This window comes from Rhizorhabdus wittichii, from assembly GCF_017607425.1.
Lineage (GTDB): Bacteria > Pseudomonadota > Alphaproteobacteria > Sphingomonadales > Sphingomonadaceae > Rhizorhabdus > Rhizorhabdus wittichii.
The window spans coordinates 501,441-526,387 of sequence record NZ_CP059319.1; the positions used below are offsets into that span (position 1 = coordinate 501,441).

A 24,947-nucleotide genomic window follows, 5' to 3' on the forward strand; every position below is an offset into this window, starting at 1 on the left:
TCACTCTATAAGGACCGCAGCGCCGCCGCCGGCCGCGCCGCCAGCACCGGCAGCGATCCGAGCAGGCCGATGCCGAGCGTGCCGAGCGCCCCGGCCGCGAGCGTCGCCAGCACGATCGGCCAGTCGGGCGCCCAGGCCAGCTCGAAGATCCGGGTGACGACATACCAGCCGGCCGCCGTCCCGGCCGCCAGCGCGAGCAGCGCGATGATGGCGGCGAGCAGGGCATATTCGATCGCCTGCGCCGCCAGGACCTGGCGGCGGCTCGCGCCGAGCAGCTTGAGCAGCACCGCGTCGTAGAGCCGCGCGCGGCGCGAGGCGGCGACCGCGCCGACCAGCACCGCGACCCCGGCCGCGAGCGCCACCGACGCCGCCGCCCGGATCGCGGTGGCGAGCTGGCCGAAGATCGACGAGACCTGCTCGACCACGTCCTTGACCCGGATCAGCGACACCGAGGGGAAGCCCGCGATCACGGCGCGGTTGACCGCCGCCTCGCGCGCGTCGGGGATCGCGATCGTCGCCATGTAGCTGTGCGGCGCGCCTTCGAGCGCGCCCGGCGCGAAGACGATGCCGAAGTTGAAGCCCATCGTCTCCCAGTTGACCCGCCGGATCGACGCGACCGTCGTCTCGATCTCGACGCCGAGCACCGACAGGGTCATCCTGTCGCCGGGCTTGAGGTCGAGCGCCTTGGCCGCCTGCTCCTCGACCGAGATCAGCGGCGGTCCGGCATAGTCGGCGGGCCACCATTGGCCGGCGACGATCTCGTTGCCCTCGGCGAGCCTGGCCGCATAGGTCAGCCCGCGATCGCCGTTGAGGATCCACGCGCCCTTGGGAACCGGCTTCATGTCGGTGACGCGGACGCCGCGCACCGCCACCACCGATCCGCGCAGCGAGGGCACGCTGTCGATCTTCGCCCCGGGCGCGCGGGCGAGCACGGTCGAGCGGAAGCGGTCGATATCCTCGGTCGGCACGTCGAGCGCGAAGAAATTGGGCGCGACGGCGGGGACGGTCTTCTCGATCTGGTGGGTCAGGCTGGTCTGCAGCACCGCGAGCAGCACGAACAGGGTGAGGCCGAGGCCGAGCGCGACGATCAGCCGGTCGGTCTGCGCCGCCGGGCGGTGGAGATTGGCGATGGCGAGGCGCAGCAGCGGCCGGCGCGGGCGGGGCAGGGCGCGGGCGCCGCGCCGGACCAGCCAGCCGATCGCGCCGAGCAGCGCGAAGATGCCGGCGGTCGCGGCGAGGAAGCCGGCGCTCAGCATCGGCTGCCGCGCGGTGGCGACGGCGAGCAGGGCGATGCCTAGGCCCGCGCCGAGCATCGGCAGCAGCACCCGCCAGCGCGGCCAGCCGAACGGCTCGACCCGCGCGCGGAAGATCGCCGCCGGGCTGACCTGCCCCGCCCGCGCCAGCGGCGACAGGCTGAACAGCAGCGCGGCGAGCAGGCCGTAGACGGCGCCGATCAGCAGCGGCAGCGGGAAGATCGCGAATTTCGGCGCGACCGGCAGCGCGTCGCCCGCCAGCCGGCCGACGATCGCCGGCACCGCCGCGCCGACGGCGAGGCCGGCGAGGATCGCCCCCGCCGAGACGATCGCGACCTGGATCAGGTAGATGCGGAAGATGGTGGCGGACGAGGCGCCCAGTATCTTGAGCGTCGCGATGCCGGGCCGCCGCTGGTCGAGCCAGGAGGCGACGCCGTTGCCGACGCCGATCCCGGCGACGACCAGCGCGGTCAGCCCGACCAGCGTCAGGAACTGGCCGAGCTGGTCGACCAGCCGGCGCAGCCCGCGCGCGGCGTTGGTGCGGTCGGTGACCTCCCAATTGGCGTCGTGGAAGCGCTCGCCGAGCCGTTCGGCGATCGCATGGGCGTCGCGGTCGGCGGGCAGGCGGATGCGGTAGCGCGCGGTGAACAGGCTGCCGGGCTGGACGAGCCGGGTCGCCGCCAGCCCCTCGCGCGAGACGAGGATGCTCGGCCCCAGGGTGAAGCCCTCGCCGACCCGGTCGGGCTCCTCGGCGATCAGTCCTGCTACCCGGAAGCTGATTTCGCCGATCCGCACGCTGTCGCCGATCCGCAGCGACAGCCGCTCGGCCAGCGCGGGGGCGACCATCGCGTCGAGGCCGGCGGGGCGGGGGGCGAGCGCGCCCGGCTCCAGCCGCAGCGCGCCGTAGAGCGGCCAGCGATCGTCGACGCTCTTGAGCTCGGCCAGCACGGCTGCCGCCGCGTCGGCGCGCGAGGCCATGGCGCGCAGCCGGATCGTCTCGGACACCAGGCCCTGCCGGGCGAAGGCGGCGCGTTCGTCGGGCGCGGCCTCGCGCTGGGCGACGCGCATCTCGATGTCGCCGCCCAGTATCTCCTGGCCGCGGCTGTCGAGCTCGGCGGTGATCGCGTGCGACAGGCTGCCGACACCGGCCAGCCCGGCGACGCCGAGGAACAGGCAGATGATCAGCAGGCGAAGCCCCTTCAGCCCGCCGCGCATGTCGCGCAGCGCCAGCGCCCAGGCGGTCTTCACGCGGCCGCCCGGTCGGAAAGGATCGCCCCGTCGCGCATCTCGACGATCCGGGCGCAGCGCGCCGCCAGCGCCGGATCATGGGTGATGACGAGCAGGGTCGCGCCGGTCTCGCGCTGGCGGTCGAACAGCAGGTCCATGATCGTCGCGCCGGTGGCGCCGTCGAGATTGCCGGTGGGTTCGTCGGCGAACAGGATGGCGGGGCGCGGCGCGGTGGCGCGGGCGATCGCGACCCGCTGCTGCTCGCCGCCCGAGAGCTGCGACGGATAATGGTCGAGCCGATGGCCGAGGCCGACCGCCTCCAGCTCGGCGGCGGCGCGGGCGAAGGCATCGGCCTCGCCGGCCAGTTCGAGCGGCACCGCGACATTCTCCAGCGCGGTCATCGTCGGCAGCAGGTGGAAGGCCTGGAGGATGATCCCGATCCGCCCGCGCCGCGCGGCGGCGAGCGCGTCCTCGTCGAGCCGGCCGAAGTCGAGCCCGGCGATGTCGATGTTGCCCTCATCGGCGCGTTCGAGGCCCGACAGCACCGCCATCAGCGACGACTTGCCCGATCCCGACGGCCCGAGCAGCGCCACCGTCTCGCCCGCCCGGATCGCGAGGTCGATGCCCTTGAGGATATCGACCCGCGCCGATCCCTTGCCCAGCGCGAGACGAACGGCGCGGGCGTCGATGATGGATGCTGTCATGCGGGGGGTGGAATCCTCGGTTGTTGCCGGGGTGGAACATGAGGATTGGGCGCGCGCCGATCAATGGGGGCGGAGGAAAAAGCTCTCCCACCCGTCATCCCGGCGGAGGCCGGGATCTCAGGAGAGGGGAGGCGAGGCCGACGCAGGAGCCGCCCGAGATGCCGGCCTCCGCCGGCATGACGTAATCAAAAAAAGCCCGCCTCTTTCGAGACGGGCCTTTTTTCGTTTCGAAGGTTCAGGCCTTGACCCTGGGCTTGGCGCCGCCGCCCTTCTTCGGGCGCTTGGGCGCGGCGGGGACGATCTCGAAGGACAGCGCGTCGTCCTTGAGCTTGACCTTCACCTCGCCGCCATGGACGAGCTTGCCGAACAGCAGCTCTTCGGCCAGCGGCTGCTTGATCTTCTCCTGGATCAGGCGGCCCATCGGGCGGGCGCCGTAGAGCTTGTCATAGCCCTTGGCGGTCAGCCAGTTCCGGGCCTCCTCGTCGAGGCTGATGTGCACGTCGCGGTCGGCGAGCTGCAGCTCGAGCTGGAGGATGAACTTCTCGACGACCCGCGCGACGACCTCGGCCGGCAGATAGCTGAACGGGACGATCGCATCGAGGCGGTTGCGGAACTCCGGCGTGAACATCTTCTTGACCGCTTCCTCGTCCTCGCCCTCGCGGGTGAGGTTGCCGAAGCCCAGCGTCTCGCGCGCCATGTCGGACGCGCCGGCGTTGGTGGTCATGATCAGGATGGTGTTGCGGAAGTCGACCGTCTTGCCGTGGTGGTCGGTCAGCTTGCCGTTGTCCATCACCTGCAGCAGGATGTTGAACAGGTCCGGATGCGCCTTCTCGATCTCGTCGAGCAGCAGCACGCTGTGCGGATGCTGGTCGACCGCGTCGGTCAGCAGGCCGCCCTGGTCGTAGCCGACATAGCCCGGAGGCGCGCCGATCAGCCGGCTGACCGAATGGCGCTCCATATATTCGGACATGTCGAAGCGCTGGAGCGGGATGCCCAGGATCGAGGCGAGCTGGCGCGCGACCTCGGTCTTGCCGACGCCGGTCGGGCCCGAGAACAGATAGTTGCCGATCGGCTTGTCGGGATCGCGCAGGCCCGCGCGGCTCAGCTTGATCGCCGAGCTGAGCACCTCGATCGCCTTGTCCTGGCCGAACACGACGCGCTTCAGGTCGGTCTCGAGCGTGCCGAGCACCTTCTTGTCGTCGGTCGACACCGATTTCGGCGGGATGCGCGCCATCGTCGCGATCACGGCCTCGATCTCCTTGGGCGTGATCACCTTCTTGCGCTTGTTCGGCGGCACCAGCATCTGCGAGGCGCCGACCTCGTCGATCACGTCGATCGCCTTGTCGGGCTGCTTGCGGTCGCTGATGTAGCGCGACGACAGCTCGACCGCGGCCTTGATCGCGTCGGGCGTGTACTTGACGTTGTGATGCTCCTCGAACGCCGAGCGCAGGCCGGTGATGATCTTGATCGTGTCCTCGATCGTCGGCTCGTTGACGTCAATCTTCTGGAACCGGCGCAGCAGGGCGCGGTCCTTCTCGAAATGGTTGCGGAACTCCTTGTAGGTGGTCGATCCGATGCAGCGGATCGTGCCGCCCGACAGCGCCGGCTTGAGCAGGTTCGACGCGTCCATCGCGCCGCCCGAGGTGGCGCCCGCGCCGATCACGGTGTGGATCTCGTCGATGAACAGCACCGCGTGGGGCAGCTTCTCCAGCTCGGTCACGACCTGCTTCAGCCGCTCCTCGAAATCGCCGCGATAGCGGGTGCCGGCGAGCAGCGCGCCCATGTCGAGCGAGTAGATCACCGCCGGCAGCAGCACCTCGGGAACGTCGCCCTCGACGATCTTGCGCGCCAGCCCTTCCGCGATCGCGGTCTTGCCGACGCCGGGATCGCCCACATAGAGCGGGTTGTTCTTCGACCGGCGGCACAGGATCTGGACGGTGCGGTCGACCTCGGGCCCGCGGCCGATCAGCGGATCGACCTTGCCGTTCTTGGCCTTCTCGTTGAGGTTGACGCAGAACTGCTTGAGCGCGCTCTCGCCCTTCTTGCCGTCGGCCTTGGCTTGCGCCTTCTCCTCCTCGGCGCCCTTGACCTCGCGCTGCTCGGTGGGCTGGCCGGCCTTGCCGACGCCGTGGCTGATGTAGCTGACCGCGTCGAGGCGGCTCATGTCCTGCTGCTGCAGGAAGAAGACGGCGTAGCTCTCGCGCTCGCTGAACAGCGCGACGAGGACGTTGGCGCCGGTCACCTCCTCGCGGCCCGACGACTGGACGTGCAGGATCGCGCGCTGCACGACCCGCTGGAAGCCGCTGGTGGGCGAGGGATCGGTCTCGCCCTCGACCTTGAGCGCGTCGAGCTCGGTGTCGAGATAGTTGGTGACCGCGTTGCGCAGCTCGCTCAGGTCGACGCCGCAGGCGGTCATCACCTTCGACGCATGCTCGTCCGCGATCAGCGCGAGGAGCAGGTGCTCCAGCGTCGCATATTCGTGGCGCCGGCTGCTGGCGGCGCTCAGCGCGTTGTGCAGCGTCTGTTCGAGTTCGCGGGCGAAGGATGGCATGGTCGTTTTACTCCGTTCGGCATGGGCCGGGCCATGCCGCTTCACCATATGTCGGATGCCTTGGGCCGTTCATCAAGACCTCATGCCGGAGCAAGCGTGCACCGCTTTCCGGCAGGCGCGTCCTCATCGCTTGAACAGGCTTTCGGCCGTTGCGCGATGGCTGAGGGCGTTCCTGATCTTGGTCCCGCACCGCTCGATCTCGCCCTGCAGCGCGGCGATGCGCGCCTCCAGCTCGTCGACCGACAGATGATCGATGTCCTGCCGGACGAGTTGCGTCACCGGATCGTCGGGGCGCTTCGCGAAAAGATCGTCGGGCTCCATAGGCATAACGTTGACCCTGGCGGGCCGCATGTCAATAAACCCTTCGAGAAGCGCGCCTCGCCGAGGCCGAAAAGGGGGACCCATGGCCGAGATTCCCGAATGGATGACCGCGATCGACCCCGAGGAGAAGGGCGGTCCCGAGATATTGCGGCCGGTGCGCCGTCCGGTCCCCGGGCCGGGCCCCGGCCAGGTGCTGATCCGAGTCGCCGCGGCGGGGGTCAACCGCCCCGACGTCGCCCAGCGCAACGGCGCTTATCCGCCGCCGCCGGGCGCGCCGTCGATCCTCGGGCTCGAGGTCGCCGGCGAGGTCGTGGCGCTGGGGGAGGGGGCATTGCCCGAGCTGCTCGGCCAGCCGGTCTGCGCGCTCGTCGCGGGCGGCGGCTATGCCGATTATGTCGTGGCCGAGGCGGGGCTGTGCCTGCCGGTGCCGAACACGCTGTCGATGGTCGAGGCGGCGGCGATCCCCGAGACCTTGTTCACCGTGTGGAGCAACGTCTACGAGCGCGCCTATGCCGCCGACGGCGACCGGCTGCTCGTCCATGGCGGGACCAGCGGGATCGGCACCATGGCGATCCTGCTCGGCCGCATCTTCCAGGTCGAGACGATCGTCACCGCCGGGTCGGACGAGAAATGCGCCGCCGCGGTCAAGCTGGGCGCCGCCCATGCGATCAACTATCGCAGCCAGGACTATGTCGCGGAGGTGGCGCGGATCACCGGGGGCAAAGGGGTCGACATCGTCCTCGACATGGTCGGCGGAGCCTATGTGCCGCGCAACCTTGATTGCCTGGCGGAGGACGGCCGCCACGTCTCGATCGCGGTGCTCGGCGGCGCCAAGGCCGAGATCCCGATCTGGAAGATCATGCAGAAGCGGCTGACCCTGACCGGATCGACGCTGCGGCCGCGCAGCGTCGCTTTCAAGACGGCGGTGGCCGACGAGATCGCCTCGGTCGTCTGGCCGCATGTCGAGGAGGGGCGGCTCAAGCCCGTGATCGACGCGACCTTCCCGCTCGCCCAGGCGGCCGATGCGCATCGCCGCCTGGACGAGGATCATGTCGGGAAGGTCGTGCTGGTCAACTGAGTCCAGCCGCCCCGCGGTCCTTACTTGTCCAGGCTCTTGGCGTGGTCGAGATGCTTCTGGACCACCGGTGCGATCTCGCCGGCCGCGGTCTTGAGCGACGCGGTGTCGCCATGCTCGGCATAGTCGCGCATCAGCACCAGTGCGTCCTGATGGGCGTCGACCTGGTCGTCGATATAGGCTTCGTCGAATGCCGCGCCCTTCTTGGCGGCGAGCTCGGCCAGGTCCTCGTTCTGCTCGTCGGTGAGCGTCGCGTTCGGCGTGATCGCGGGGCTGGCCGTCGCCGCCGCGGCCTTGATCCTGGCGGTCGATTCGGTGTGCGCCTTGATCATCTCGGCGGCGAAGTCCTTGACGGCCGGCGACGCGGCATTGGTCTGCGCGACCCTGGCCGCCGCGATCTCGAACGCGTCGGACTTCGCGGCCTGGTCGGCGAAGTCCTGCCCGGTGGGCGTCGGCGTCATCGCCTGCTGGACGTCGACCATCGCGTTCGACGCCATCGCGCCCGCGGTATCGGCGGTTTCGGCGGCGCCATTGGCGACGCTGTCGGCCGCCTGCTCGGCCTTCTTGCCGCATCCGGCGAGGCTCAGCGCGAGCGCGGCCGTCGATGCGATCAGGAAATGTCTATACATTGTCCGTCCTCCTCCTACGTGGCGGGCTGTAAACGACTGGCCTATCGGGGCGTTCCGGTCATTGGCCGGTCATTGGCCGGTCATTGGCCGCTCATCGGCCGATCGGCGCCGGCCGCATCGGTCAGGCGAACAGGTCGATCACCTCGGCGTCGGGGAACACGGCCTCGACCAGCAGCGAGCGGTGGCAGCAGGCGGGCTCGCGTTCGAAGCAGAGCAGCGCCGTCGGCCGCTCGCGGGCCATGTCGGCCAGCATCGCCGCCTGTGCCATCGCTTCGGGCAAGGCGAGCTGGCCGTCATAGACGCGGCGCAGCGTCGCCATGTCGTGGCGCCGCGCGGCGGTGCGGCCGTCGGGCGGGGTGCCGAGCGCCTTCAGCCCGACATAGTCGATCCCCGCCTCGCGCAGCCCGGCCGCCAGGATATTCTTGGAGAAGCCCGGCCGCCGCGACAGCGGCACCGCCCGAACGTCGGCGAGCAGCGTCACGCCCGCCGCGCGGAGGCGATCGATCAGCTCCGCCTGGGTCGCCCCCTCATAGCCGATCGTGAAGATCCGCATGGGGGCCGGCTTCAGCTCTTGCCGCCGCTGTTGTTGCGGTTGGTGTAGAGCAGGGCGGCGACGATCGCCGCCGATCCGATGCCGATCGCGGCGCCGACCACGGCGGTCTTCTTGGTGATCTTGGGGGTGGGGACGCCCTTCTTCTTCGCGGCGGGCTTGTTGTCCGGGGTGCTATTGTCGTCGCTCAACGTCACTCTCTCCTGCCTGTACGGGCCCGTGCTGGGCGCCGACGGCTCGGGAAGGCAAGCGGGTCCTCGGTGAGTCGTTCGGGCGCCGTGGCGAATGGCCCGTGCGGTTTCCCTTCATAGGCCATAGGGGCGGCTGGGGGAAACCCCCGAAACCGGTTCAGCTCAGCGCGTCCCAGAGCAGCTTGGCGGTGAGGGCGAGGCAGATCGTCACCAGCACCGGGCGGATCACCTTCGCACCGAAGCGGATCGCGGTATGCGAGCCGGTCCAGGCGCCCGACGCCGCGCCGACCGCCATGCACAGGCCCAGCAGGATCATCGCATGTCCGGTCGAAAGGAACACGATCAAGCTACCGAAATTGCTCGCGAAATTGAACGCCTTGGTGTGCGCGGTCGCACGGATCAGGCCCATGCCGCGCAGCGACACCAGGCTGGTCGCGAAGAAGCTGCCGGTGCCCGGCCCGAAGAAGCCGTCATAGAAGCCGATCGCGCCGCCGACCGGCAGATAGCCGCGCGTGCCGAGCCGATGATGGACGTCCTCGTCCGTCATGCGCGGGCTGAGCAGCACATAGGCGGCGACCGCGACGAGCAGCACCGGCACGATCAGCTTGAGCATATCGGTCTCGATCGACTGGACGATCCAGGCGCCGAGCCCCGACAGGACCAGGATCACCGCCACCTGCGGCCAATAGGTCCGCCAGTCGATCAGGCCCTTGCGGCTGAAGTTGAACGTCGCGGTGGCCGAGCTGAAGCTCGACTGGAGCTTGTTGGTCGCCAGCGTCGCGATCGGCGGGACGCCGGCCGACAGCATCGCCGGGACGGTCAGCAGCCCGCCGCCGCCCGCGATCGCGTCGATGAAGCCGGCGATGAAGGCGACGACCGTCAGCAGCGCATAGGTTTCGGTGGCGAGATGCATGGATCGCCCGTGCCGCAGGGCGCGACGCAGCGCAAGTCCCCGGGCGCGAGCCTTGCCGGGACCTTGGCAGTGCGGGGCCGCGCCTCTATGGCCTGCGGCCATGACGGCACCCCGCTTCCACTTCTCGATCGCCGCGACCGACGGCAAGGCCCGCACCGGCACGATCCGCATGCAGCGCGGCGACATCCGCACCCCGGCGTTCATGCCGGTCGGCACCGCCGCGACGGTCAAGGCGATGAAGCCCGCCGACGTCCGCGCGACCGGCGCCGACATCATCCTCGGCAACACCTATCACCTGATGCTGCGTCCGGGCGCCGAGCGCGTCGCCCGGCTCGGCGGCCTGCACCGCTTCATGCGCTGGGACCGGCCGATCCTGACCGACAGCGGCGGCTATCAGGTGATGAGCCTGTCGGCGCTGACCCGGCGGAGCGAGGAGGGGGTGTCGTTCAAGAGCCATCTCGACGGCTCGGCGCACATGCTGAGCCCCGAACGGTCGATCGAGATCCAGCGGCTGCTCGGCTCCGACATCGTCATGGCGTTCGACGAGCTGGTGCCGACCACGACCACCATGCAGCAGCAGGCCGAGGCGATGGAGCGATCGATGCGCTGGGCGAAGCGTTCGCGCGACGCGTTCGACGCGGGCGGCGAGCATGCCCAGCGGGCGGCGCTGTTCGGCATCCAGCAAGGCGCGCTCGACGAGAGGCTGCGCAAGGCCTCGGCCGATGCGCTGCTCGCCATCGGCTTCGACGGCTATGCGGTCGGCGGCCTGGCGGTGGGCGAGGGGCAGGAGGCGATGTTCGCCACGCTCGACTTCGCGCCGGGCCAGCTCGATCCCGCGAAGCCCCGCTACCTGATGGGCGTCGGCAAGCCCGACGACATCGTCGGCGCGGTCGAGCGCGGCATCGACATGTTCGACTGCGTGCTGCCCACCCGATCGGGCCGCAACGGCCAGGCCTTCACCCGCCGGGGCCCGATCAACCTGCGCAACGCGCGGTTCGGCGAGGACGAACGGCCGCTCGACGAGAGCTGCGCCTGTCCGGTCTGCGGCCAGTTCAGCCGCGCCTATATCCACCACCTGATCCGCGCCGGCGAGATCCTCGGCGCGATGTTGATGACCGAGCATAATCTCAGTTTCTACCAGGCGCTGATGGCCGATCTGCGCGCCGCGATCGCGGCCGGCACGCTGTCCGCCTTCGCCGCCGATTTCCGCGCGGCTTATCATGGCGGCGGCGCGGGGGACTGAAGCGGGGGCTCAGGCCGTAGCGCGCGCCGCCGCGACACGGTCGATCAGCGCGCGGGCAGGGGCCAGCGCCCTTTTGGCGCGCTCGCGCGGGCCGACGCCCGCTTCGGCCGCCGCGCGCATCGGCACCTCGACGCTGACCACCGGATCGTCGCGCAGCGCCATCAGGATATCGAACAGGGGCAGCTCGCCTTCGCCCGGCGGGAGGCGCAAGAAGGCCGCTTCCTCGAAATAGACGGGATGGGCCGGCGCGAGCGGCACGTCGCAGAGCTGCACATAGCCGATCGTCCCCGGCGCCAGCACGGCGACGTCGGCGGGCGTTCCGCCCGACCGGACCAGGTGCATCGTATCGAGCAGGATCCGGCAATCGGGCCGGCCGACATGCCGCCACGCCGCGAGCGCGGTCGGCAGGTCGGGGGTGCTGGGGCGCCCGCGCGAGAATTCGATGGCGCTGTCGATGCCGGCCGCGCCCGCCATCTCGGCCAGCAGGGCATATTGGTCGAAGGTCCGCGCCGTGTCGGGATCGAAGCTGAGGATGTTGATGCAGCGCACCCCCAGTTCCGCCATGATCGCGATGTCGTCGGCATAGAGGTCGCGCACGTCGCGGTCGGGGCGGACGACCAGCCCCTCGCCGAGCGCGAGCGTCACCCCGCGATCCCGCGCCACGGCGACCAGATCGCGCCGGAGCGCGCGATCGGTGCGCAGCGAATAGGGCGCATGGCCTTCGGGATCATAGTCGAGCGGTTCGAGGATCAGCGAGATGGACGGCGCGCCGAGGTCCGCCGCGAGCTCGACGAACGCCACTGGCGGCAGCGCGAACACGGTGAGGAAGTCTATGCCGGGACCGTTCACGCCATGCCTCTCCCCCGCGCCTCGTCGTCGGGGGCGTATAGAGAAACGAACGGGCGATGTCCTTCGTCCTGTCGCCGGTGTGGCCGGATGCACTGCTGCGGGAATCAAAAACCCCGGCAAGTCAGTGACTTGCCGGGGTTTGTGGTGGGCGTGGCAAGGATTGAACTTGCGACCCCTGCGATGTCAACACAGTGCTCTACCACTGAGCTACACGCCCAATGCGGGGCTCCCTAGCCGAGGCGTTCGGGGTGCGCAACCCCGTGTCACAGCTTTTTCTTCAAAGGCCCGAAGCGCTGCCCACCTGGAACATGCGATCGACCTCGAGGACCAGGTCGCGCAGGTGGAAGGGCTTGGACAATATCTTGGCGTCGGGCGGCGTCGCGCCCGACTTCAGCGTGACCGCCGCGAAGCCGGTGATGAACATGACGCGCATGTTGGGGGCGATGACGTTGGCGCGTTGCGCCAGTTCGATCCCGTCCATCTCCGGCATGACGATGTCGGTCAGCAGCAGGTCGAAGCCATTCGCCTCGATCAGCGGCAGCGCGGCGGTGCCGCGATCGACGCTGGTGACGGCATAACCGGATCGTTCGAGCGCGCGCGCCAGATATTCGCGCATCGAATCGTCATCTTCGGCCAGCAATATACGGATCATAACCGATCGAACCCCGCAGCCGGTCACATGCCGGACCTGCGCTCCTCCTTATGCGCGCATCGCTTAACAAATTCCAGCCACGCGAAATTCGACCTTCGGGGAATGGTGGCGGAAAGGCGCCGGTTGCACGCCGCGCCGCACGTCCCTAGCACTGGCGGCGATGGTCTTCGAACCCGCCTTCTCGATCCTCGGTCCCGCGACGCCGCGCTCGCCGGTGCTGCTGGCGGTGCCGCATGCCGGGCGTGCCTATCCCGCCGAGGTGGTGGCGCGGGCGCGGGTGCCGATGGAGCGGCTGCGCGCGCTGGAGGACCGTCACGCCGAGCGGCTCGTCGCCCAGGCGGTCGACGCCGGCGCGACCGCGATCGTCGCGCATGTCGCGCGCGCCGCGATCGACCTCAACCGCGATCCGCGCGAGATCGATCCGGCGATGATCGAGGGGAAGCTCGACACCGACGGGCTGCTGGCGACCGGCAAGGTCCGCGCCGGGCTCGGCCTGTTCCCGCGCCGCCTGCCGTCCTGCGGCGAGCTGTGGCGGGCGCGGATGCCGGCGGAGGATGCGGCGCGGTGGATCGCCGAGGTCCACGAGCCCTATCATCGCGCGATCGCCGAACGGATCGAGGCGACCCGCGCGCTGTTCGGCGCGGCGGTGCTGATCGATTGCCATTCGATGCCGCCGCTGCCGGTGCGGCAGGCGGGCGGGCCGGTACGGATCGTGATCGGCGACCGTTTCGGCGCGGGCGCGGCGGGGGCGGTGGTCGACCTCGTCCTGGCGGTGATCGACGGGGTGGGGCTGCGCGCGGCGCGCAACCATCCCTATGCCGGCGGCTATACGATCGACCGCCACGGTCGGCCGCGGCGGCAGGTCCACGCGATCCAGATCGAATATGACCGGTCGCTCTATCTCGACGCGGCGCTCGACATGCCGACCGCGCGGATCGACGACTGTGGACGGCTGCTCGCGGCGATCGTCGCCGAACTGGGGACGCTGCTCAGCCCCGACCTGCCGATCGCGGCCGAATAGCGCAAGAGACCGTCAGCGCTGGTTGTTTTACCGCGATTTCCGAGTCGGCGGATGTTCTCATCCGCCTGGAAATCGCTCCAGGAAAAGCCCGCAAAACGGGGCTTCCGATCTCCCGCACAAAAAAGAACCACCTCGTGCTTACGCACGAGGTGGCCAAGGTTCAGGGAGGAGCGCATCCCGAGGGATGCGCCGTACGGGGCCGCGAAAGGGGGGCACGACCACCGCACATCAACAAGATAGGGCGCTTCCCCCGCGGATTCAAGGACAGTTCGTCCTCCTCGGGAAAATTCCTTATCTTTGTCTTGGGTTGGGTTCCGAAAGCACTTTCGGAAAGGGGCTCGCATGGGGAGCCCGGAACCGGCGGACGGGCCGGCCTCGCCACGGCGGACGCGCGTCGCGCCCGCCGGGCGATGGACGGTTCAGGCCGGGACCGCCGGGGCAGGCGCGGGGGCCTTGCCCTGCTGCATCTGCAGCGAGAAGACGTCGCGAATCAGCGACAGCGAGAAGAGGTGGGCATAGATCAGCGGCAGCAGGCCGCTCTGGACCATCTTGCGCAGCACATCGCCGCGCAGCTCCTTGAGCTTGTCCTCCGATATGATCTGGAAGCCGCGATAGACGAAGGGCTGGCCGCCGCCGTCGGGCTCGATCGTCACTTCGCCGTCGATCAGCAGCTTGTTCTGGATCAGCTCCTGCATGAACATGCCGGTGCGCATCCCCGCCTGCTCGAACTGCTCGCAGAAGGCGAGGGTGTTCCTGATCGCCTCCGACGGCTCCTCGCCCTCGAACAGCGGGGAACCCTCTTCGAACTCGCCCAGCAGGCCGGCGGTGCTGTCGAAGCACAGCGACAGGTCCTCGCTGTCGGGCCGCAGCCGCGCCAGCATGAACGGATAGCGGCGGACATAGGCCGGGACATAGAGGTCGCGGGTCGGCTGGCCCTGCTCGTCGGTGAAGACGTTGACGCCCTCGTTCAGGCCGAACAGCGCCAGCGGCACCGGATCGGGGCCGACCGAGAAGACGATCGGATAATGGCGCTGCGCGGGGATGAACTCCTCGACGGTCAGCGGCACCGCATGCGCCTTGCCGAAGAACTCGGCGCTCTCCATCGTCTTCGCCTTCCAGGTGGCGTGGAGCTGGCTCGAAAGGGGCTGCAGATCGTTATAGAAGAGGGGCAGGGCGTTGGCCGGGGCGCTCGCCATCGAAAATCTCCTGAGGACTATCGGTTTCGCGTTCGGACGACGGGCCCGAAGGATGCCGCCGCCGTCTATTGGTCCTCGCCGCCGGAAGCAAGCGGAACAAGCTTTCCGGGGTTCATGATGCCCAGCGGATCGATCGCCCGCTTGATCGCGCGGAGGGCGTTGAGGCGGACCGGATCGGTCAGCCGCGCGAACTCGTCGAGCTTGGCCTGGCCGATGCCGTGCTCGGCCGACAGCGACCCGCCGACCGCGGCGACCCGGTCGTGGACGAGCGCGCTCGCCGCCGCGCCATGCTCGGCGATCCAGGGGCGGCGCGGGGCGTCCTCGGGCGGCAGCAGGTTGAAGTGGATGTTGCCGTCGCCGAGATGGCCGAAGGCGATGATCCGCGACCCCGGATAGCGCGCCTCGATCTGCTCGCGCTCGCGCTCGAGGAAGGCGGGCATCTCCGACACCGGCACCGATATGTCGTGCTTGAGCGAGGGGCCGTCGATCTTCTCGGCCTCCGAGATCGATTCGCGCAGCGCCCACAGCGCCTCGGCCTGCGCCTCGTTCGCCGCGAGCGTCGCGTCGACGACCAGCCCGTCCTCGATCGCGGCGGCGAGCGTCTGTTCGAGCGCGTCGCGCGGATCGGGCCCGCCGGCCGTCCCCACCGCCTCGACCAGCACGTTCCACGGGCAGGGTTCGGACAGCGGCGCGCGCGTGCCGCCGATGTTGCGAAGGACCAGCGCGAGCGCGTTGTCGGGCACCAGCTCGAAGCTCTCGACCGCCTCGCCGGTCCGTTCCTCGAGCCGGCGGAGCAGCGCCAGCGCCGCTCGCGGATCGGGCACCCCGACCCAGGCGACCGCGCGCGCGGCGACGGCCGGCACCAGCCGCAGCGCCGCGGCGGTGACGACGCCGAGCGTCCCCTCGGCGCCGGTCAGCAACTGGCGCAGGTCATAGCCGCGATTGTCCTTGCGCAGCGTGGCGAGGCCGTCGAACAGCGATCCGTCGGGCAGCACCGCCTCGATCCCCAGCACCAGCGCGCGCATCGGCCCGAAGCGCAGCACCTGGGTGCCGCCGGCATTGGTCGAGACCAACCCGCCGATCGTCGCCGATCCCTTGGCGGCGAGCGACAGCGGGAAGCGCCGGCCGATCGCGGCGGCGGCATCGTGCAGGTCGGACAGGATCACGCCGGCCTCGGCGATCACGGCATTGTCCTCGGCCGAGATCGCGCGGATGCGGTTCATCCGCCGCAGCGACAGCAGCAGCGCCGACCCGTCGGCCGGCGGAGTCGCCCCGCCGACGGTGCCGGTATTGCCGCCCTGCGGCACCAGCGCGACCCGCGCCTCGGCGGCGAGGCGGACGACCTCGACCACCTGCGCGGTCGAGGAGGGCGCGAGCAGGGCGGGGGTCTCGCCGCGATAGCGGTCGCGCCAGTCGGTGAGCCAGGGGGTCACCAGATCGGGATCGGTGACGAAGCCCTGCGGCCCCAGCAGGGCGCCGAGACGGTCGAGCAGCAACGGATCGGGGGCATGGGGACGGGACATGCGCGCAGCATAATGCAGGCGTCGCGCGATTTGCCAGCCCGTCCGGCGGCCGGCCGGTTCCATGGCCTGTCAGTTCATCCGGGGTTCAAGCGATTGCGTCGAGGATCGAACCGGGTAAGGATCGCGTATAAGCGCGAAATCTCGACAAAGGGTGGATTCTCGACCGTGATGCCTGGCCGCTTGCCGCGATTGCTGTGTGCCGGAAGACTGCCCACGGTTCTTGTCGCCCTCGGAACGGGGCTCGGGCTCGCCATCCCCGCGGCGGCCGATCCGCGCCCGATCCGCGTGGCCCCGATCCGCGTGGCCCAGGTCACCGTCGAGCAGTCGCTGATCGTGCGGGTGCCGCGCCGCGTTCCGGCCAAGCCGCTGCGCTGGAAGGAGAAGAAGGGCCCCAAATGCGTCGCGATGAGCACGATCGCGGGCGCCGCCGTGGTCGCCGACGACGCGATCGACCTCGCGCTCAAGGGCGGGCAGCGGCTGCGGGCGCAATTCTCCTCGCGCTGTCCGGCGCTCGACTATTATTCGGGCTTCTACATCCTGCCGACCGAGGACGGCAGGATCTGCGCCGATCGCGACGTGATCCGCACCCGCTCCGGCGGCCAGTGCGAGATCGAGCGATTCCGCAAGCTCGTTCTCGACGATTGAGCCCCGTCGGACCCCTAATTTCCTTGACAAAACACGGCCGGACGCTCAATCGCGCGCTCTGTGCGGCGCTCATTGCCGTCTTTTCCGGATAGCTTCATGTCCTTTGCCGATCTCGGCCTTTCTGACGAACTCCTCCGTGCGGTCTCGGAGGCCGGCTATAGCGAGCCGACCCCGATCCAGGCGCAGGCGATCCCTCCCGTCCTGATGATGAAGGACCTGATCGGCATCGCCCAGACGGGGACGGGCAAGACCGCCAGCTTCGTGCTGCCGATGATCGACATCCTCGCGCATGGCCGCAGCCGCGCGCGCATGCCGCGCTCGCTGATCCTCGAGCCGACCCGCGAACTCGCCGCGCAGGTGGCCGAGAATTTTGAGAAATATGGTAAATATCATAAACTTACCATGGCTCTCCTGATTGGCGGTGTGAACATGGGCGATCAGGTCGCCGCGCTCGAGAAGGGCGTCGACGTGCTGATCGCGACCCCGGGCCGCCTGATGGACCTGTTCGGCCGCGGCAAGATCCTGCTGACCGGATGCAGCCTGCTCGTCATCGACGAGGCGGACCGGATGCTCGACATGGGCTTCATCCCCGACATCGAGGAGATCTGCACCAAGCTGCCCGCGCAGCGGCAGACACTGCTCTTCTCGGCGACGATGCCCGCGCCGATCAAGAAGCTGGCCGACAAGTTCCTGTCGAACCCCAAGCAGATCGAGGTGTCGCGGCCGGCGAGCACCAACCTCGCCATCGACCAGTCGCTGGTCGAGACGTCGAGCCGGGCGAAGCGCGAGACGCTGCGCGGCCTGCTCAACGGCGGGGATGTGTCGACCGCGATCATCTTCTCGAACCGCAAGACCACGGTGCGCGACCTCGCCCAGAGCCTCGGCCGTTACGGCTTCAGGGCCGGGCAGATCCACGGCGACATGGAGCAGCCCGAGCGGCTGCGCGAGCTCGACCGCTTCAAGGGCGGGGAGATCAACATCCTCGTCGCCTCCGACGTCGCGGCGCGCGGGCTCGACATCAAGGGCGTCAGCCACGTCATCAACTTCGACGTGCCCTGGCACCCCGACGACTATGTCCACCGCGTCGGCCGCACCGGCCGCGGCGGCGCGACCGGCACCGCGATCACGCTGGTGACGCCCGAGGACGCCGAAGCGATCGAGGCGATCGAGAAGCTGACCGGCAACAAGATCGCCCGGCGCGGCAAGCCGGCCGGCGCGATCGAGGAGGCGGCCCCGGAAACGGCCGAGCCGCGGCGCGAGAAGCGCGAGCGGGGCGGACGCCGCGAGAAGAAGGCCGAAGTGCCCGCGCCGCGCGAGGCGAAGCGCGAGGAGCGCGACCGTCGCCCGCGCCGCGACGACCGCCGTCGCGACCCCATCGACGACGAGCCCGACGACGGCTGGAACGGCCCGGTGCCGGGCTTCCTGAGCGTCAGCCTGGGCTGACAGTCTCCGTCATTCCCGCGAAAGCGGGAATCCACGGTCACGGGACATCCAGTCTCTTGCGAGCCGCCGTCCATGGATTCCCGCTTTCGCGGGAATGACGCAGGGAGCCGCTCTAGCTTATTGTTTTACCGCGATTTTCGAGTCGGAAGATGTTTCCATCTGCCTGGAAATCGCTCTATTTCGACAGGTCGACGATCAGCGTCCGCATCAGCCGCAGCGCCGGATCGATGCTCGCCACCGGCGCGCGCTCGTTCAGGCCGTGCGAGAAGTCGTCGGCGGGGTTGAGGAACATGCCGAGCACGCCGTAGCTCGGCACGCCCTTCGCGCGGAAATAGAGGCTGTCGGTGGCGCCCGCCGCCATCTGCGGCACGATCGGCAGGCCGGGGAAGCTCTGATCGATCCCCTTGCGCACCGCCTTCATCAGGTCGGGGCGGAGCGGCGAGGCGTCGCTGCCCAGCGGATGATCGATGATCGTGACCGTCGCCTTGGGATTGTCGATCACCTTGGCCAGCGTGTCGCGGACGCTGTCGATCGGGACGCCGGGGAAGATGCGGCAGTTGACCGACACCGTCGCCTTCTGCGGCAGCGCGTTGAGCGCATGGCCGCCCGATAGCATGGTGGGCACGCAGGTCGTGCCGGTGATGCCGACATATTCGGGCTCGGCGCGCAGCGTCGCGACCGCCGCCGCGTCGTTGGGATCGTCGGCGAAGCGCAGCATCGCCGCGCCGATCGTGCCGCCGACCTGCTTGCCGGTCGCCTTGAAATAGGCGCGGGTGATCTCATTGACCTGCGCGGGGAATTTGTAGGCGGCGATGCGGTCGATCGCCTGGGCGAGGGTGGCGATCGCGTTGGTGGCGCCCGGCCGGCTCGAATGGCCGCCGGGGTCGGTCACGCTGATCTCGATGTCGGCATAGGTCTTCTCGCCGCCCTGGACGTAGAAGGCGACCGGCTTGCCCTGGTCGTCGAGCATGCCGCCGCCGCCGTCGGCGTTGAGCAGCAGCTCGGCATCGCCGCCATAGCGTTCGGCCAGCCGCGCGGTGGTCGCCATCGCGGTCTCCTCGTCGCCCGACAGCAGCAGCAGGATGTCGCGCGACGGCTTGAACCCCTCGGCCTTGAGCTTGAGCAGGGTGGAGACCAGCACCGCGTCGCCGAACTTCATGTCGAGCGCGCCGCGCCCGTAGACGAAGCCGTTCTCCTCGACCGGGACGAAGGGATCGCGGGTCCAGTCGGACGGCCGCGCCTCGACCACGTCCATATGGCCCGACAGCAGGATCGGCTTGCCCTTGCCGGTGCCGCGATAGCGGGCGGCGAGCGAGATGTCGTCGCCGTCGCCCTCGATCACGATGTCTTCGGCCGCGAAGCCGCCCTGTTTCAGCAGGCCGGCGATATAGTCGGCCATCGCCCGGGTCTGGCCCCGGCCATGGACGGTCGGGATCGCGATCATCTTCTTCCAGATGTCGAGCATCTGGCCGTGCTGCGCAGGATCGACCGGGGTCGGCGCGGCGGCATGGGCGGGCAGGCCGGCGAGGGGGAGGGCGGCGCCCGCGAACAGGGCGATCAGCAGCTTTCGGGCATGGCGCATCGATGCGTCCTTACAAGGATGAAAGCCGGAGATTGGCGGGGCGACGGGCGGCCGTCAATCGTCGAGCTGGCGGGCGGCGTTCCACAGCTTGCGGAACTTGCGCCGCCAGCGGCCGCGGTTGCGTTCGCGCCGGGCGCGGCGCTTCTCGCGGATCGTATCGAACAGCTGCCGGGTGCCGCGCCGCAGGAAGCCGCGGAACAGGCCGCGGTTCGACAGCGGCTCGAACCGCTCGTCGACCGATTCCGGGTCGAGCAGGCTGCTCGCGCCGATCGCCAGCGTCGCGTCGCTCCATTCATGCGGCTCGAAGGGGAGGAGCGACTTGGCCGGGCCGATCAGGCATTCGACCGTCGCGATCAGCGATCCGGTGCGGTCGAAGGCGTCGCGCACCGCATCGGGCGTGGCGCCCAGATGCTCGGCCATCAGCAATTCCCGCAGCCGCCGGATCGCTGGATCGGGGGCGTCGGGCGCCTCGCTTTCGAGGGCGATGTCGCATTCGCTGTCGAGCCCCATCGACCGGTTGTTCATGTTCGACGACCCGACCCTGAGGATGCGGTCATCGACGATCAGCAGCTTCGAATGGACGTAGATCGGCTTCCGGCCGGCGGTGACGGGGGTGTAGATCTGGAAATGGTCGTCGCGGTCGATCTCCGCCAGCGCGAAGAACAGCTCGGCCCGCGCGCTGCCCATCGCCGCTTCCTGCAGCCAGCCGTCGGCGCTGATCGGGTTGACGATGACGATCTCGGGCGGATGGCGCTCGGTCAGCCGCCGGGCGATCGCCTCGGCGACACGGCGCGACGCGAAATACTGGTTATCGGCATAGATGAAGCGCTTCGCCGCCGCGATCATGTCGACATAGAGCTGCTCGATCTCGCGGACCTCGGCGGCGCCCTCGCTCTTCGGATGGGTGCGGGCGATGGCGACCGGCCGGTCGTGGAACAGCGGCTCGACCTGCTCGGGCCAAATCCCGCCATGAGGGGCCGGCACGGGCAGGTCGTGGCCGGTGGCATGTTTCCAGCGGTCGCGGGCGAGGTCGCCCAGCGCGGCGGCGGCGGGCCCCTCGATCATCCCGGCGGTGTCGTGCCACGGCATATAGGGCTTGCCGTTCGGCCGGTGGCGGCGCGGATCGCCGTCGAGGTGCAGCGGCGTGTCCCAGCGGTCCTCGGTCATGTCGATGCCGCCGCACAGCGCCACCGAATCGTCGATCACGAGGATCTTCTGGTGATGGGTCGCGCCGATCGGGTGGCTGCTGTCGAAGCGGATCGAGACGTTGCGGGTCATCCGCCAGCGGATGATGGTGAAGATCGACAGCCCGCGCGTCAGCATCTTCAGGAAGCCCATGTTCCAGATCAGCAGGTTGATCCGCAGATCGGGCCGGCGCCGGACGAGCCAGGGGATGAACTGCGCCAGGCAATTGGGCGGCTCCTCGCCGTCCCCGCCGGCGGGGAGGTCGGGATCGAGCAGGATGCGCGGATCGACGTCCCAGCCGACCAGCAATATCTGCTCGCGCGCGCGGAGCATCGCGTCGCGCGCGGTGCGGAAATAGTCGGCGGCGTCGACGATCACCGCGGCCCGCGAGGCCCGCTCGATCCGCCAGCAATTCTCGCCCTTCGCGAACATCCCGCTCGACATCATCCGCCCGATAGCGACCTTATGGCCTGATTCTGGCCCCGTAACATCCAACGCGCCGTCGCCCGTTTCGTGCCATTGGAGGCCGTGGCGGGAGGCGGGATCAATGCCGCACCAGCTTCCACAGCGCGGTGATCACCGACCGCTGGAAGACGAACAGCGCGGCGATCCACACCACCGCCAGGATCGCGGCCGCCTCGATCACCGCCGGGATCGGGTGCGCCGGAATGCCGCCGCCGCGCGCCATGTCGATGGCGATGCCGGCCGCCGCCACCACCGCGCAGATCGCGATCGACGGCATCAGGCTCGCCAGCACATCGCGCACGGTGAACAGCTTCAGCCGCGCGCCGAGCCGGATCGCCGCCGCCGCATAGACCAGCGAGACGCCGACCGTGCCGATCGCGACCAGCACGATGTCGGTCCGGCTCAGCATCGCGAGCATGACGACGCGCGCGCCCTGTTCGCAGATGCTGAGCAGGAACAGCGGGCGGGCATGGCCGAGGCCCGAGAGCGAGGCGCCGAGCACGACGAACTGCCCGGTGATCGCCGCCGCCACGCACACCCAGGGCGCGGGCGCGATCGAGGCCTGCCACTGCCAGCCATAGAGGCCGATCAGGATCGGCGCCGACTGGGTGGCGATGCCGATCATGATCGGGGAGAAGATGCAGCCGAACAGCCGCATGCGGAGCAGCAGGGTGGTCCGCGCGTCGACGCCGCGGCGCATCTCGTGCGCGACCAGCGGGGCGAGGATGCTGAGCACCGGCGGCGCGGCATAGTTCCACAGCATCCGCGGCAGCATCTCCGCCCGGTCGAGGAAGGCGGCGGGGGCGATGCCGAGCGAGCGGCCGACGAACAGTTCGTTGAGGCGCGGGCCGATCTGGTTGAGCAGCGTGCTGCCGAGCACCCAGCCGGTGAAGGAGGAGATCGACCGCCAATGGACGAGGGCGGGGCGGAAGACGAAGCCGGCCGGGCGGCTGGCGAGCATCACGCCCAGGCTGACGATCCCGCCGGCCAGCGTCGCATAGGCCATCGACAGCGTCCCCCAGCCGAGGAAGGCGAGGGCGACGGCGGTTCCCCCGCTGGTGGCGGCCCCGGCCAGGGTGGCGGCCATGATCGCCTTGAACCGCAGCGCGCGGTTGAGCAGGCCATGGGCGAGCACCTGGAAGGGCGCGAGCAGATAGGTGAAGGCGACGATCCGCAGCACGTCGGCGATCACCGCCGCGCGGTAGAAGGCGGCGATCAGCGGCGCGGCGGCGAAGATCAGCAGCGCGAAGCCGAAGCTGGCGATCATCGCCAGGCCGAGCGCGGTGCGGATGCGGGTCTGGTCGAGCTCGGGCGCGGAGACGAGGAACATGTTGATCCCCGCGCTGCGCAGCGTCTGCGCGATCATCACCGCCGCCAGCGCGATCGAGAAGGCGCCCAGCTCGTGCGGCGACAGCAGGCGGGCGACGATCAGGCTGGCGGAAAAGTCGATGACGAACTGGATCACGGTCTGGATGCCGACGATCCGCGCCATCGCGCTGCCGCTCATGCTCAAAAGCCGTCGTCCTTCCCCAGAGGTGCGCCGACGACGCTACAGCCCATGATCGGCTTCGTGAAGATGGCGCGCGATCCGATCAGGGACGATAGTGGCGGACGTCGCGGGTGAACCAGGTGCTGAGCGTCACGCGGTCGCCGCCGACCACCGGCTTCACCCCATGGGTGGCGCGCTCGTCGCTGGGATAGAAGACCAGGGTGCCGGTCCGGGGCGCGCTGACATAATAGCCGCCATGTTCGTTGCGGATGAAGGTCTCGCCACCCGAATAGTCGTCATTGCAATAGGTTACGGCCGAATAGTGACGACAGCTCATAAGCTCGTCGTCGCCGGGATAGCCGTCGTCCTTATGCTCGTCCATGCTCTTGCCCGGCCGCCAGCGGACGAGATCGGTGAAGTGTGGAAAGACGATCTCGCGGACCGCCAGGCAGATGAGCTGGCCGACCATCAGCCGATAGCCGCCGATCAGGTGGCGCAGCTCGCCTTCCTCCCAATGGTCGAAGGCGAAGGTGTCGCTGTCCTGCCAGGGGAGCTTGGCGGGGTCGGCCGCGCCCTCGGGCTTCTCGGTGCGGCTGTGCGACAATGCGCAGAGCCGCGCGCAGATCGCCGGGTTCAGCGCGCCGTCGAAGCGGTGGATCATCGCCGATCCGGTCTCGACCTTCTGCACGCCCGCCGCCCCCGATGCTGCCGTCCGCACCGGGATTAGGGCCGAAGCCCGGGCGAGCACAAGCCGTTCGAGCGTCGCCGGGGACACGGCAGGGGCCCGGCGACGCCCTTGCGAGGCTCAGGCGGCCTGCTGCAATCCCGACGCGTCGTCGAGGGCGAGCCCCCGGATCGCGGCGGGGCGTTCGCGGCAGCGGGTCATATAGGCGTCGATGGTCGGGCTTTCGGGGAAGGCCTGGCGTCCGAAGGCGAGCGCGCTCGCGATCAGCAGGTCGGCGCCGGTGAAGCGATCGCCCATCATATAGGGGCCCTGCGCCAGCGCCCGTTCGATCCGCCGGACGACCTGCGCATGATAGCGCTGGCGCATCGGCGCGCGGTCGAGCTCGCCGGTCATCGCGGCGACCATCGCCGGCTCCATCTCCGCCGCATACCAGGCGAGCCAGGTCAGATAGGCGCCGCGCTGCGGATCGCCGGGAAGCGGCCCGAGCCCGGCCTCGGGAAAGGCCTCGGTCAGGTAGAGGACGATCGCCACCGATTCGGCGGCGAGATTGCCGCCATGGGCGATGGCGGGGACGCGCTGGTCGGGGTGCGGATTGCCCGGATCGCCTTCGCCCTCGCCGGTCATCGGGCGAAAGATCGACACGGGCTTGATCTCGTAGGGCGCGCCGATCTCCTCCAGCAGCCAGAGCATCCGGGACGAACGGGACTGGGGCGCGTGGTAGAGCGTGATCATGGCGGATGTTCCTTCCTTTTTGCCGCCGCCGGACGGCTTGCCCGGCGCGACGATTCCGGTTTAGACCACCCCTGCTGACAGCATGTTGTCAGTAGGGAGACGGGCATGCGCCGCGCCGACAGGCTGTTCCAGATCATCCAGATCATGCGGCGCTCGAACCGCGCGATCACCGCCGCCGACATCGCCGGCGAACTGGAGGTGTCGCCGCGCACCGTCTATCGCGACATCGCCGACCTGATCGGGCAGCGGGTGCCGATCCGTGGAGAGGCGGGCTTCGGCTATATCCTCGACGACGCGTTCGATATGCCGCCGCTGATGCTGACGCCCGACGAGATCGAGGCGGCGATGCTCGGCGCGCAATGGGTGGCCGGGCGGGGCGATCCGGTGCTGGCCGGGGCGGCGCGCGACCTGATCGCCAAGATCAGCTCGGTCGTCCCCGAACGGCTGCGCTCCTATGCGATGCTGCCCGCGACGGCGGCGCGGCCGGCCCGCGCGCCGCGCGACGGCATCGACATCGCCCGCACCCGGTCATCGATCCATGCCGGCCGCAAGATCAGGATCGACTATCGCGACGAGCAGGGGCGGGCGACCAGCCGGGTGATCTGGCCGGTCGTCATCGGCTTCTTCGACAGCGCCCGGATGCTCGCCGCCTGGTGCGAGCTGCGCCAGGATTTCCGCCATTTCCGTACAGACCGCGTGGTTTCGGCCGAGTTCCTCGACGAATGTCATGGCGCCCGGCCCGGCGAGCTGCGCCAGCGCTGGAAGCGCCATATGGCGGAGAAGCACGGACCCTCCTTCTCGGGGTGAGGCGGCGGCCGGCCTC

The 24,947-nt window shown here is 69.5% G+C and carries 23 protein-coding genes and 1 tRNA gene; 6 read left to right on the forward strand and 18 right to left on the reverse strand.

Annotation, left to right across the window (positions count from 1 at the left end):
- Window positions 1–5: 5 nt before the first annotated feature.
- The 4 genes from HRJ34_RS02465 to HRJ34_RS02480 form a co-directional block, all read right to left on the reverse strand.
- On the reverse strand, window positions 6–2,501 hold the full coding sequence (locus HRJ34_RS02465) for an ABC transporter permease (RefSeq protein ID WP_208633239.1): 2,496 nt from the start codon (window positions 2,499–2,501) through the stop codon (window positions 6–8).
- Window positions 2,498–3,184: an ABC transporter ATP-binding protein gene (locus HRJ34_RS02470; RefSeq protein WP_029991868.1), complete on the reverse strand. Its 687-nt coding sequence runs from the start codon at window positions 3,182–3,184 to the stop codon at window positions 2,498–2,500. Before HRJ34_RS02470 ends, HRJ34_RS02465 begins: the two co-directional genes overlap by 4 nt.
- A gap of 235 nt (window positions 3,185–3,419) precedes the next feature.
- Window positions 3,420–5,735, reverse strand: a complete 2,316-nt coding sequence (gene clpA / locus HRJ34_RS02475) for an ATP-dependent Clp protease ATP-binding subunit ClpA (RefSeq protein ID WP_011950978.1) — start codon at window positions 5,733–5,735, stop codon at window positions 3,420–3,422.
- 123 nt (window positions 5,736–5,858) lie between these two features.
- Window positions 5,859–6,056: a DUF1192 domain-containing protein gene (locus HRJ34_RS02480; RefSeq protein ID WP_029548555.1), complete on the reverse strand. Its 198-nt coding sequence runs from the start codon at window positions 6,054–6,056 to the stop codon at window positions 5,859–5,861.
- An 82-nt stretch (window positions 6,057–6,138) separates the two neighbouring features.
- On the opposite strand from HRJ34_RS02480, the gene HRJ34_RS02485 reads away from it, so the two are divergent.
- Window positions 6,139–7,134, forward strand: coding sequence for an NAD(P)H-quinone oxidoreductase (locus HRJ34_RS02485; RefSeq protein ID WP_016744663.1), 996 nt, complete (start codon window positions 6,139–6,141; stop codon window positions 7,132–7,134).
- A gap of 20 nt (window positions 7,135–7,154) precedes the next feature.
- Here the strand turns inward: HRJ34_RS02485 and HRJ34_RS02490 are convergent, their stop codons facing one another.
- The 4 genes from HRJ34_RS02490 to HRJ34_RS02505 form a co-directional block, all read right to left on the reverse strand.
- Complete coding sequence (locus tag HRJ34_RS02490) at window positions 7,155–7,760, reverse strand: DUF4142 domain-containing protein (RefSeq protein WP_011950981.1); 606 nt, start codon at window positions 7,758–7,760, stop codon at window positions 7,155–7,157.
- 121 nt (window positions 7,761–7,881) lie between these two features.
- A complete protein-coding gene (locus HRJ34_RS02495) occupies window positions 7,882–8,313 on the reverse strand; it encodes a DUF488 domain-containing protein (protein ID WP_208633240.1) in 432 nt (143 codons plus the stop codon).
- Between the two features lie 11 nt (window positions 8,314–8,324).
- On the reverse strand, window positions 8,325–8,501 hold the full coding sequence (locus HRJ34_RS02500; protein ID WP_011950983.1) for a hypothetical protein: 177 nt from the start codon (window positions 8,499–8,501) through the stop codon (window positions 8,325–8,327).
- 157 nt (window positions 8,502–8,658) lie between these two features.
- Window positions 8,659–9,414, reverse strand: coding sequence for a TSUP family transporter (locus tag HRJ34_RS02505; RefSeq protein WP_041378830.1), 756 nt, complete (start codon window positions 9,412–9,414; stop codon window positions 8,659–8,661).
- A gap of 100 nt (window positions 9,415–9,514) precedes the next feature.
- On the opposite strand from HRJ34_RS02505, the gene tgt reads away from it, so the two are divergent.
- The gene (gene tgt / locus HRJ34_RS02510) at window positions 9,515–10,657 is read left to right on the forward strand and encodes a tRNA guanosine(34) transglycosylase Tgt (protein ID WP_029548554.1); all 1,143 of its coding nucleotides are present in this window, start codon (window positions 9,515–9,517) and stop codon (window positions 10,655–10,657) included.
- Window positions 10,658–10,666: 9 nt separating this feature from the next.
- Here tgt and HRJ34_RS02515 read toward each other — a convergent pair whose 3' ends face one another.
- The 3 genes from HRJ34_RS02515 to cpdR all read right to left on the reverse strand — a co-directional run bounded on the left by HRJ34_RS02515 (window position 10,667) and on the right by cpdR (window position 12,158).
- Window positions 10,667–11,506 carry a sugar phosphate isomerase/epimerase family protein gene (locus HRJ34_RS02515; RefSeq protein ID WP_208633241.1) on the reverse strand — a complete coding sequence of 280 codons (840 nt, stop codon included), beginning with the start codon at window positions 11,504–11,506 and terminating at the stop codon, window positions 10,667–10,669.
- A gap of 142 nt (window positions 11,507–11,648) precedes the next feature.
- Window positions 11,649–11,723: transfer RNA gene (locus HRJ34_RS02520), tRNA-Val, on the reverse strand.
- A 60-nt stretch (window positions 11,724–11,783) separates the two neighbouring features.
- Window positions 11,784–12,158 (reverse strand): cell cycle two-component system response regulator CpdR, encoded by a 375-nt coding sequence (cpdR, locus tag HRJ34_RS02525; protein WP_011950986.1) that lies wholly within the window; start codon window positions 12,156–12,158, stop codon window positions 11,784–11,786.
- Window positions 12,159–12,318: 160 nt separating this feature from the next.
- Between cpdR and HRJ34_RS02530 the strand changes: the two genes are divergently transcribed.
- Window positions 12,319–13,179, forward strand: a complete 861-nt coding sequence (locus tag HRJ34_RS02530) for an N-formylglutamate amidohydrolase (RefSeq protein WP_208633242.1) — start codon at window positions 12,319–12,321, stop codon at window positions 13,177–13,179.
- A gap of 419 nt (window positions 13,180–13,598) precedes the next feature.
- On the opposite strand, the gene HRJ34_RS02535 is transcribed toward HRJ34_RS02530, so the two are convergent.
- Both HRJ34_RS02535 and HRJ34_RS02540 read right to left on the reverse strand, forming a co-directional pair.
- On the reverse strand, window positions 13,599–14,375 hold the full coding sequence (locus HRJ34_RS02535) for a SapC family protein (protein WP_011950988.1): 777 nt from the start codon (window positions 14,373–14,375) through the stop codon (window positions 13,599–13,601).
- Window positions 14,376–14,440: 65 nt separating this feature from the next.
- Window positions 14,441–15,898, reverse strand: coding sequence for an FAD-binding oxidoreductase (locus HRJ34_RS02540; protein ID WP_226949013.1), 1,458 nt, complete (start codon window positions 15,896–15,898; stop codon window positions 14,441–14,443).
- Between the two features lie 300 nt (window positions 15,899–16,198).
- Between HRJ34_RS02540 and HRJ34_RS02545 the strand changes: the two genes are divergently transcribed.
- The gene (locus tag HRJ34_RS02545; protein ID WP_226949014.1) at window positions 16,199–16,543 is read left to right on the forward strand and encodes a hypothetical protein; all 345 of its coding nucleotides are present in this window, start codon (window positions 16,199–16,201) and stop codon (window positions 16,541–16,543) included.
- Between the two features lie 96 nt (window positions 16,544–16,639).
- Window positions 16,640–17,986, forward strand: coding sequence for a DEAD/DEAH box helicase (locus tag HRJ34_RS02550; RefSeq protein ID WP_011950991.1), 1,347 nt, complete (start codon window positions 16,640–16,642; stop codon window positions 17,984–17,986).
- Between the two features lie 175 nt (window positions 17,987–18,161).
- Here HRJ34_RS02550 and HRJ34_RS02555 read toward each other — a convergent pair whose 3' ends face one another.
- From HRJ34_RS02555 to HRJ34_RS02575, 5 genes are all read right to left on the reverse strand, one after another.
- Entirely contained in the window at window positions 18,162–19,568 is a 1,407-nt protein-coding gene (locus HRJ34_RS02555; RefSeq protein ID WP_208633244.1) for a M20/M25/M40 family metallo-hydrolase, read from the reverse strand.
- Between the two features lie 54 nt (window positions 19,569–19,622).
- Window positions 19,623–21,200 (reverse strand): phospholipase D-like domain-containing protein, encoded by a 1,578-nt coding sequence (locus HRJ34_RS02560; protein WP_011950993.1) that lies wholly within the window; start codon window positions 21,198–21,200, stop codon window positions 19,623–19,625.
- Between the two features lie 97 nt (window positions 21,201–21,297).
- Window positions 21,298–22,725: an oligosaccharide flippase family protein gene (locus HRJ34_RS02565; RefSeq protein WP_016744653.1), complete on the reverse strand. Its 1,428-nt coding sequence runs from the start codon at window positions 22,723–22,725 to the stop codon at window positions 21,298–21,300.
- 85 nt (window positions 22,726–22,810) lie between these two features.
- The gene (locus HRJ34_RS02570) at window positions 22,811–23,395 is read right to left on the reverse strand and encodes a 2OG-Fe(II) oxygenase (protein ID WP_016744652.1); all 585 of its coding nucleotides are present in this window, start codon (window positions 23,393–23,395) and stop codon (window positions 22,811–22,813) included.
- 117 nt (window positions 23,396–23,512) lie between these two features.
- Window positions 23,513–24,124, reverse strand: coding sequence for a glutathione S-transferase family protein (locus HRJ34_RS02575; RefSeq protein ID WP_011950996.1), 612 nt, complete (start codon window positions 24,122–24,124; stop codon window positions 23,513–23,515).
- Between the two features lie 105 nt (window positions 24,125–24,229).
- Here HRJ34_RS02575 and HRJ34_RS02580 point away from each other — a divergent pair, with 105 nt between their 5' ends.
- Window positions 24,230–24,931, forward strand: a complete 702-nt coding sequence (locus HRJ34_RS02580) for a helix-turn-helix transcriptional regulator (RefSeq protein ID WP_011950997.1) — start codon at window positions 24,230–24,232, stop codon at window positions 24,929–24,931.
- Window positions 24,932–24,947 lie beyond the last annotated feature (16 nt).

Bases quoted from the DNA above. Each gene is read 5' to 3' on its own strand.
- HRJ34_RS02470 (WP_029991868.1), bottom strand. From the start codon at position 3,184: ATGACAGCATCCATCATCGACGCCCGCGCCGTTCGTCTCGCGCTGGGC.
- clpA (WP_011950978.1), bottom strand. From the start codon at position 5,735: ATGCCATCCTTCGCCCGCGAACTCGAACAGACGCTGCACAACGCGCTG.
- HRJ34_RS02480 (WP_029548555.1), bottom strand. From the start codon at position 6,056: ATGGAGCCCGACGATCTTTTCGCGAAGCGCCCCGACGATCCGGTGACG.
- HRJ34_RS02485 (WP_016744663.1), top strand. From the start codon at position 6,139: ATGGCCGAGATTCCCGAATGGATGACCGCGATCGACCCCGAGGAGAAG.
- HRJ34_RS02490 (WP_011950981.1), bottom strand. From the start codon at position 7,760: ATGTATAGACATTTCCTGATCGCATCGACGGCCGCGCTCGCGCTGAGC.
- HRJ34_RS02495 (WP_208633240.1), bottom strand. From the start codon at position 8,313: ATGCGGATCTTCACGATCGGCTATGAGGGGGCGACCCAGGCGGAGCTG.
- HRJ34_RS02505 (WP_041378830.1), bottom strand. From the start codon at position 9,414: ATGCATCTCGCCACCGAAACCTATGCGCTGCTGACGGTCGTCGCCTTC.
- tgt (WP_029548554.1), top strand. From the start codon at position 9,515: ATGACGGCACCCCGCTTCCACTTCTCGATCGCCGCGACCGACGGCAAG.
- cpdR (WP_011950986.1), bottom strand. From the start codon at position 12,158: ATGATCCGTATATTGCTGGCCGAAGATGACGATTCGATGCGCGAATAT.
- HRJ34_RS02530 (WP_208633242.1), top strand. From the start codon at position 12,319: ATGGTCTTCGAACCCGCCTTCTCGATCCTCGGTCCCGCGACGCCGCGC.
- HRJ34_RS02535 (WP_011950988.1), bottom strand. From the start codon at position 14,375: ATGGCGAGCGCCCCGGCCAACGCCCTGCCCCTCTTCTATAACGATCTG.
- HRJ34_RS02540 (WP_226949013.1), bottom strand. From the start codon at position 15,898: ATGTCCCGTCCCCATGCCCCCGATCCGTTGCTGCTCGACCGTCTCGGC.
- HRJ34_RS02550 (WP_011950991.1), top strand. From the start codon at position 16,640: ATGTCCTTTGCCGATCTCGGCCTTTCTGACGAACTCCTCCGTGCGGTC.
- HRJ34_RS02555 (WP_208633244.1), bottom strand. From the start codon at position 19,568: ATGCGCCATGCCCGAAAGCTGCTGATCGCCCTGTTCGCGGGCGCCGCC.
- HRJ34_RS02560 (WP_011950993.1), bottom strand. From the start codon at position 21,200: ATGATGTCGAGCGGGATGTTCGCGAAGGGCGAGAATTGCTGGCGGATC.
- HRJ34_RS02565 (WP_016744653.1), bottom strand. From the start codon at position 22,725: ATGAGCGGCAGCGCGATGGCGCGGATCGTCGGCATCCAGACCGTGATC.
- HRJ34_RS02575 (WP_011950996.1), bottom strand. From the start codon at position 24,124: ATGATCACGCTCTACCACGCGCCCCAGTCCCGTTCGTCCCGGATGCTC.
- HRJ34_RS02580 (WP_011950997.1), top strand. From the start codon at position 24,230: ATGCGCCGCGCCGACAGGCTGTTCCAGATCATCCAGATCATGCGGCGC.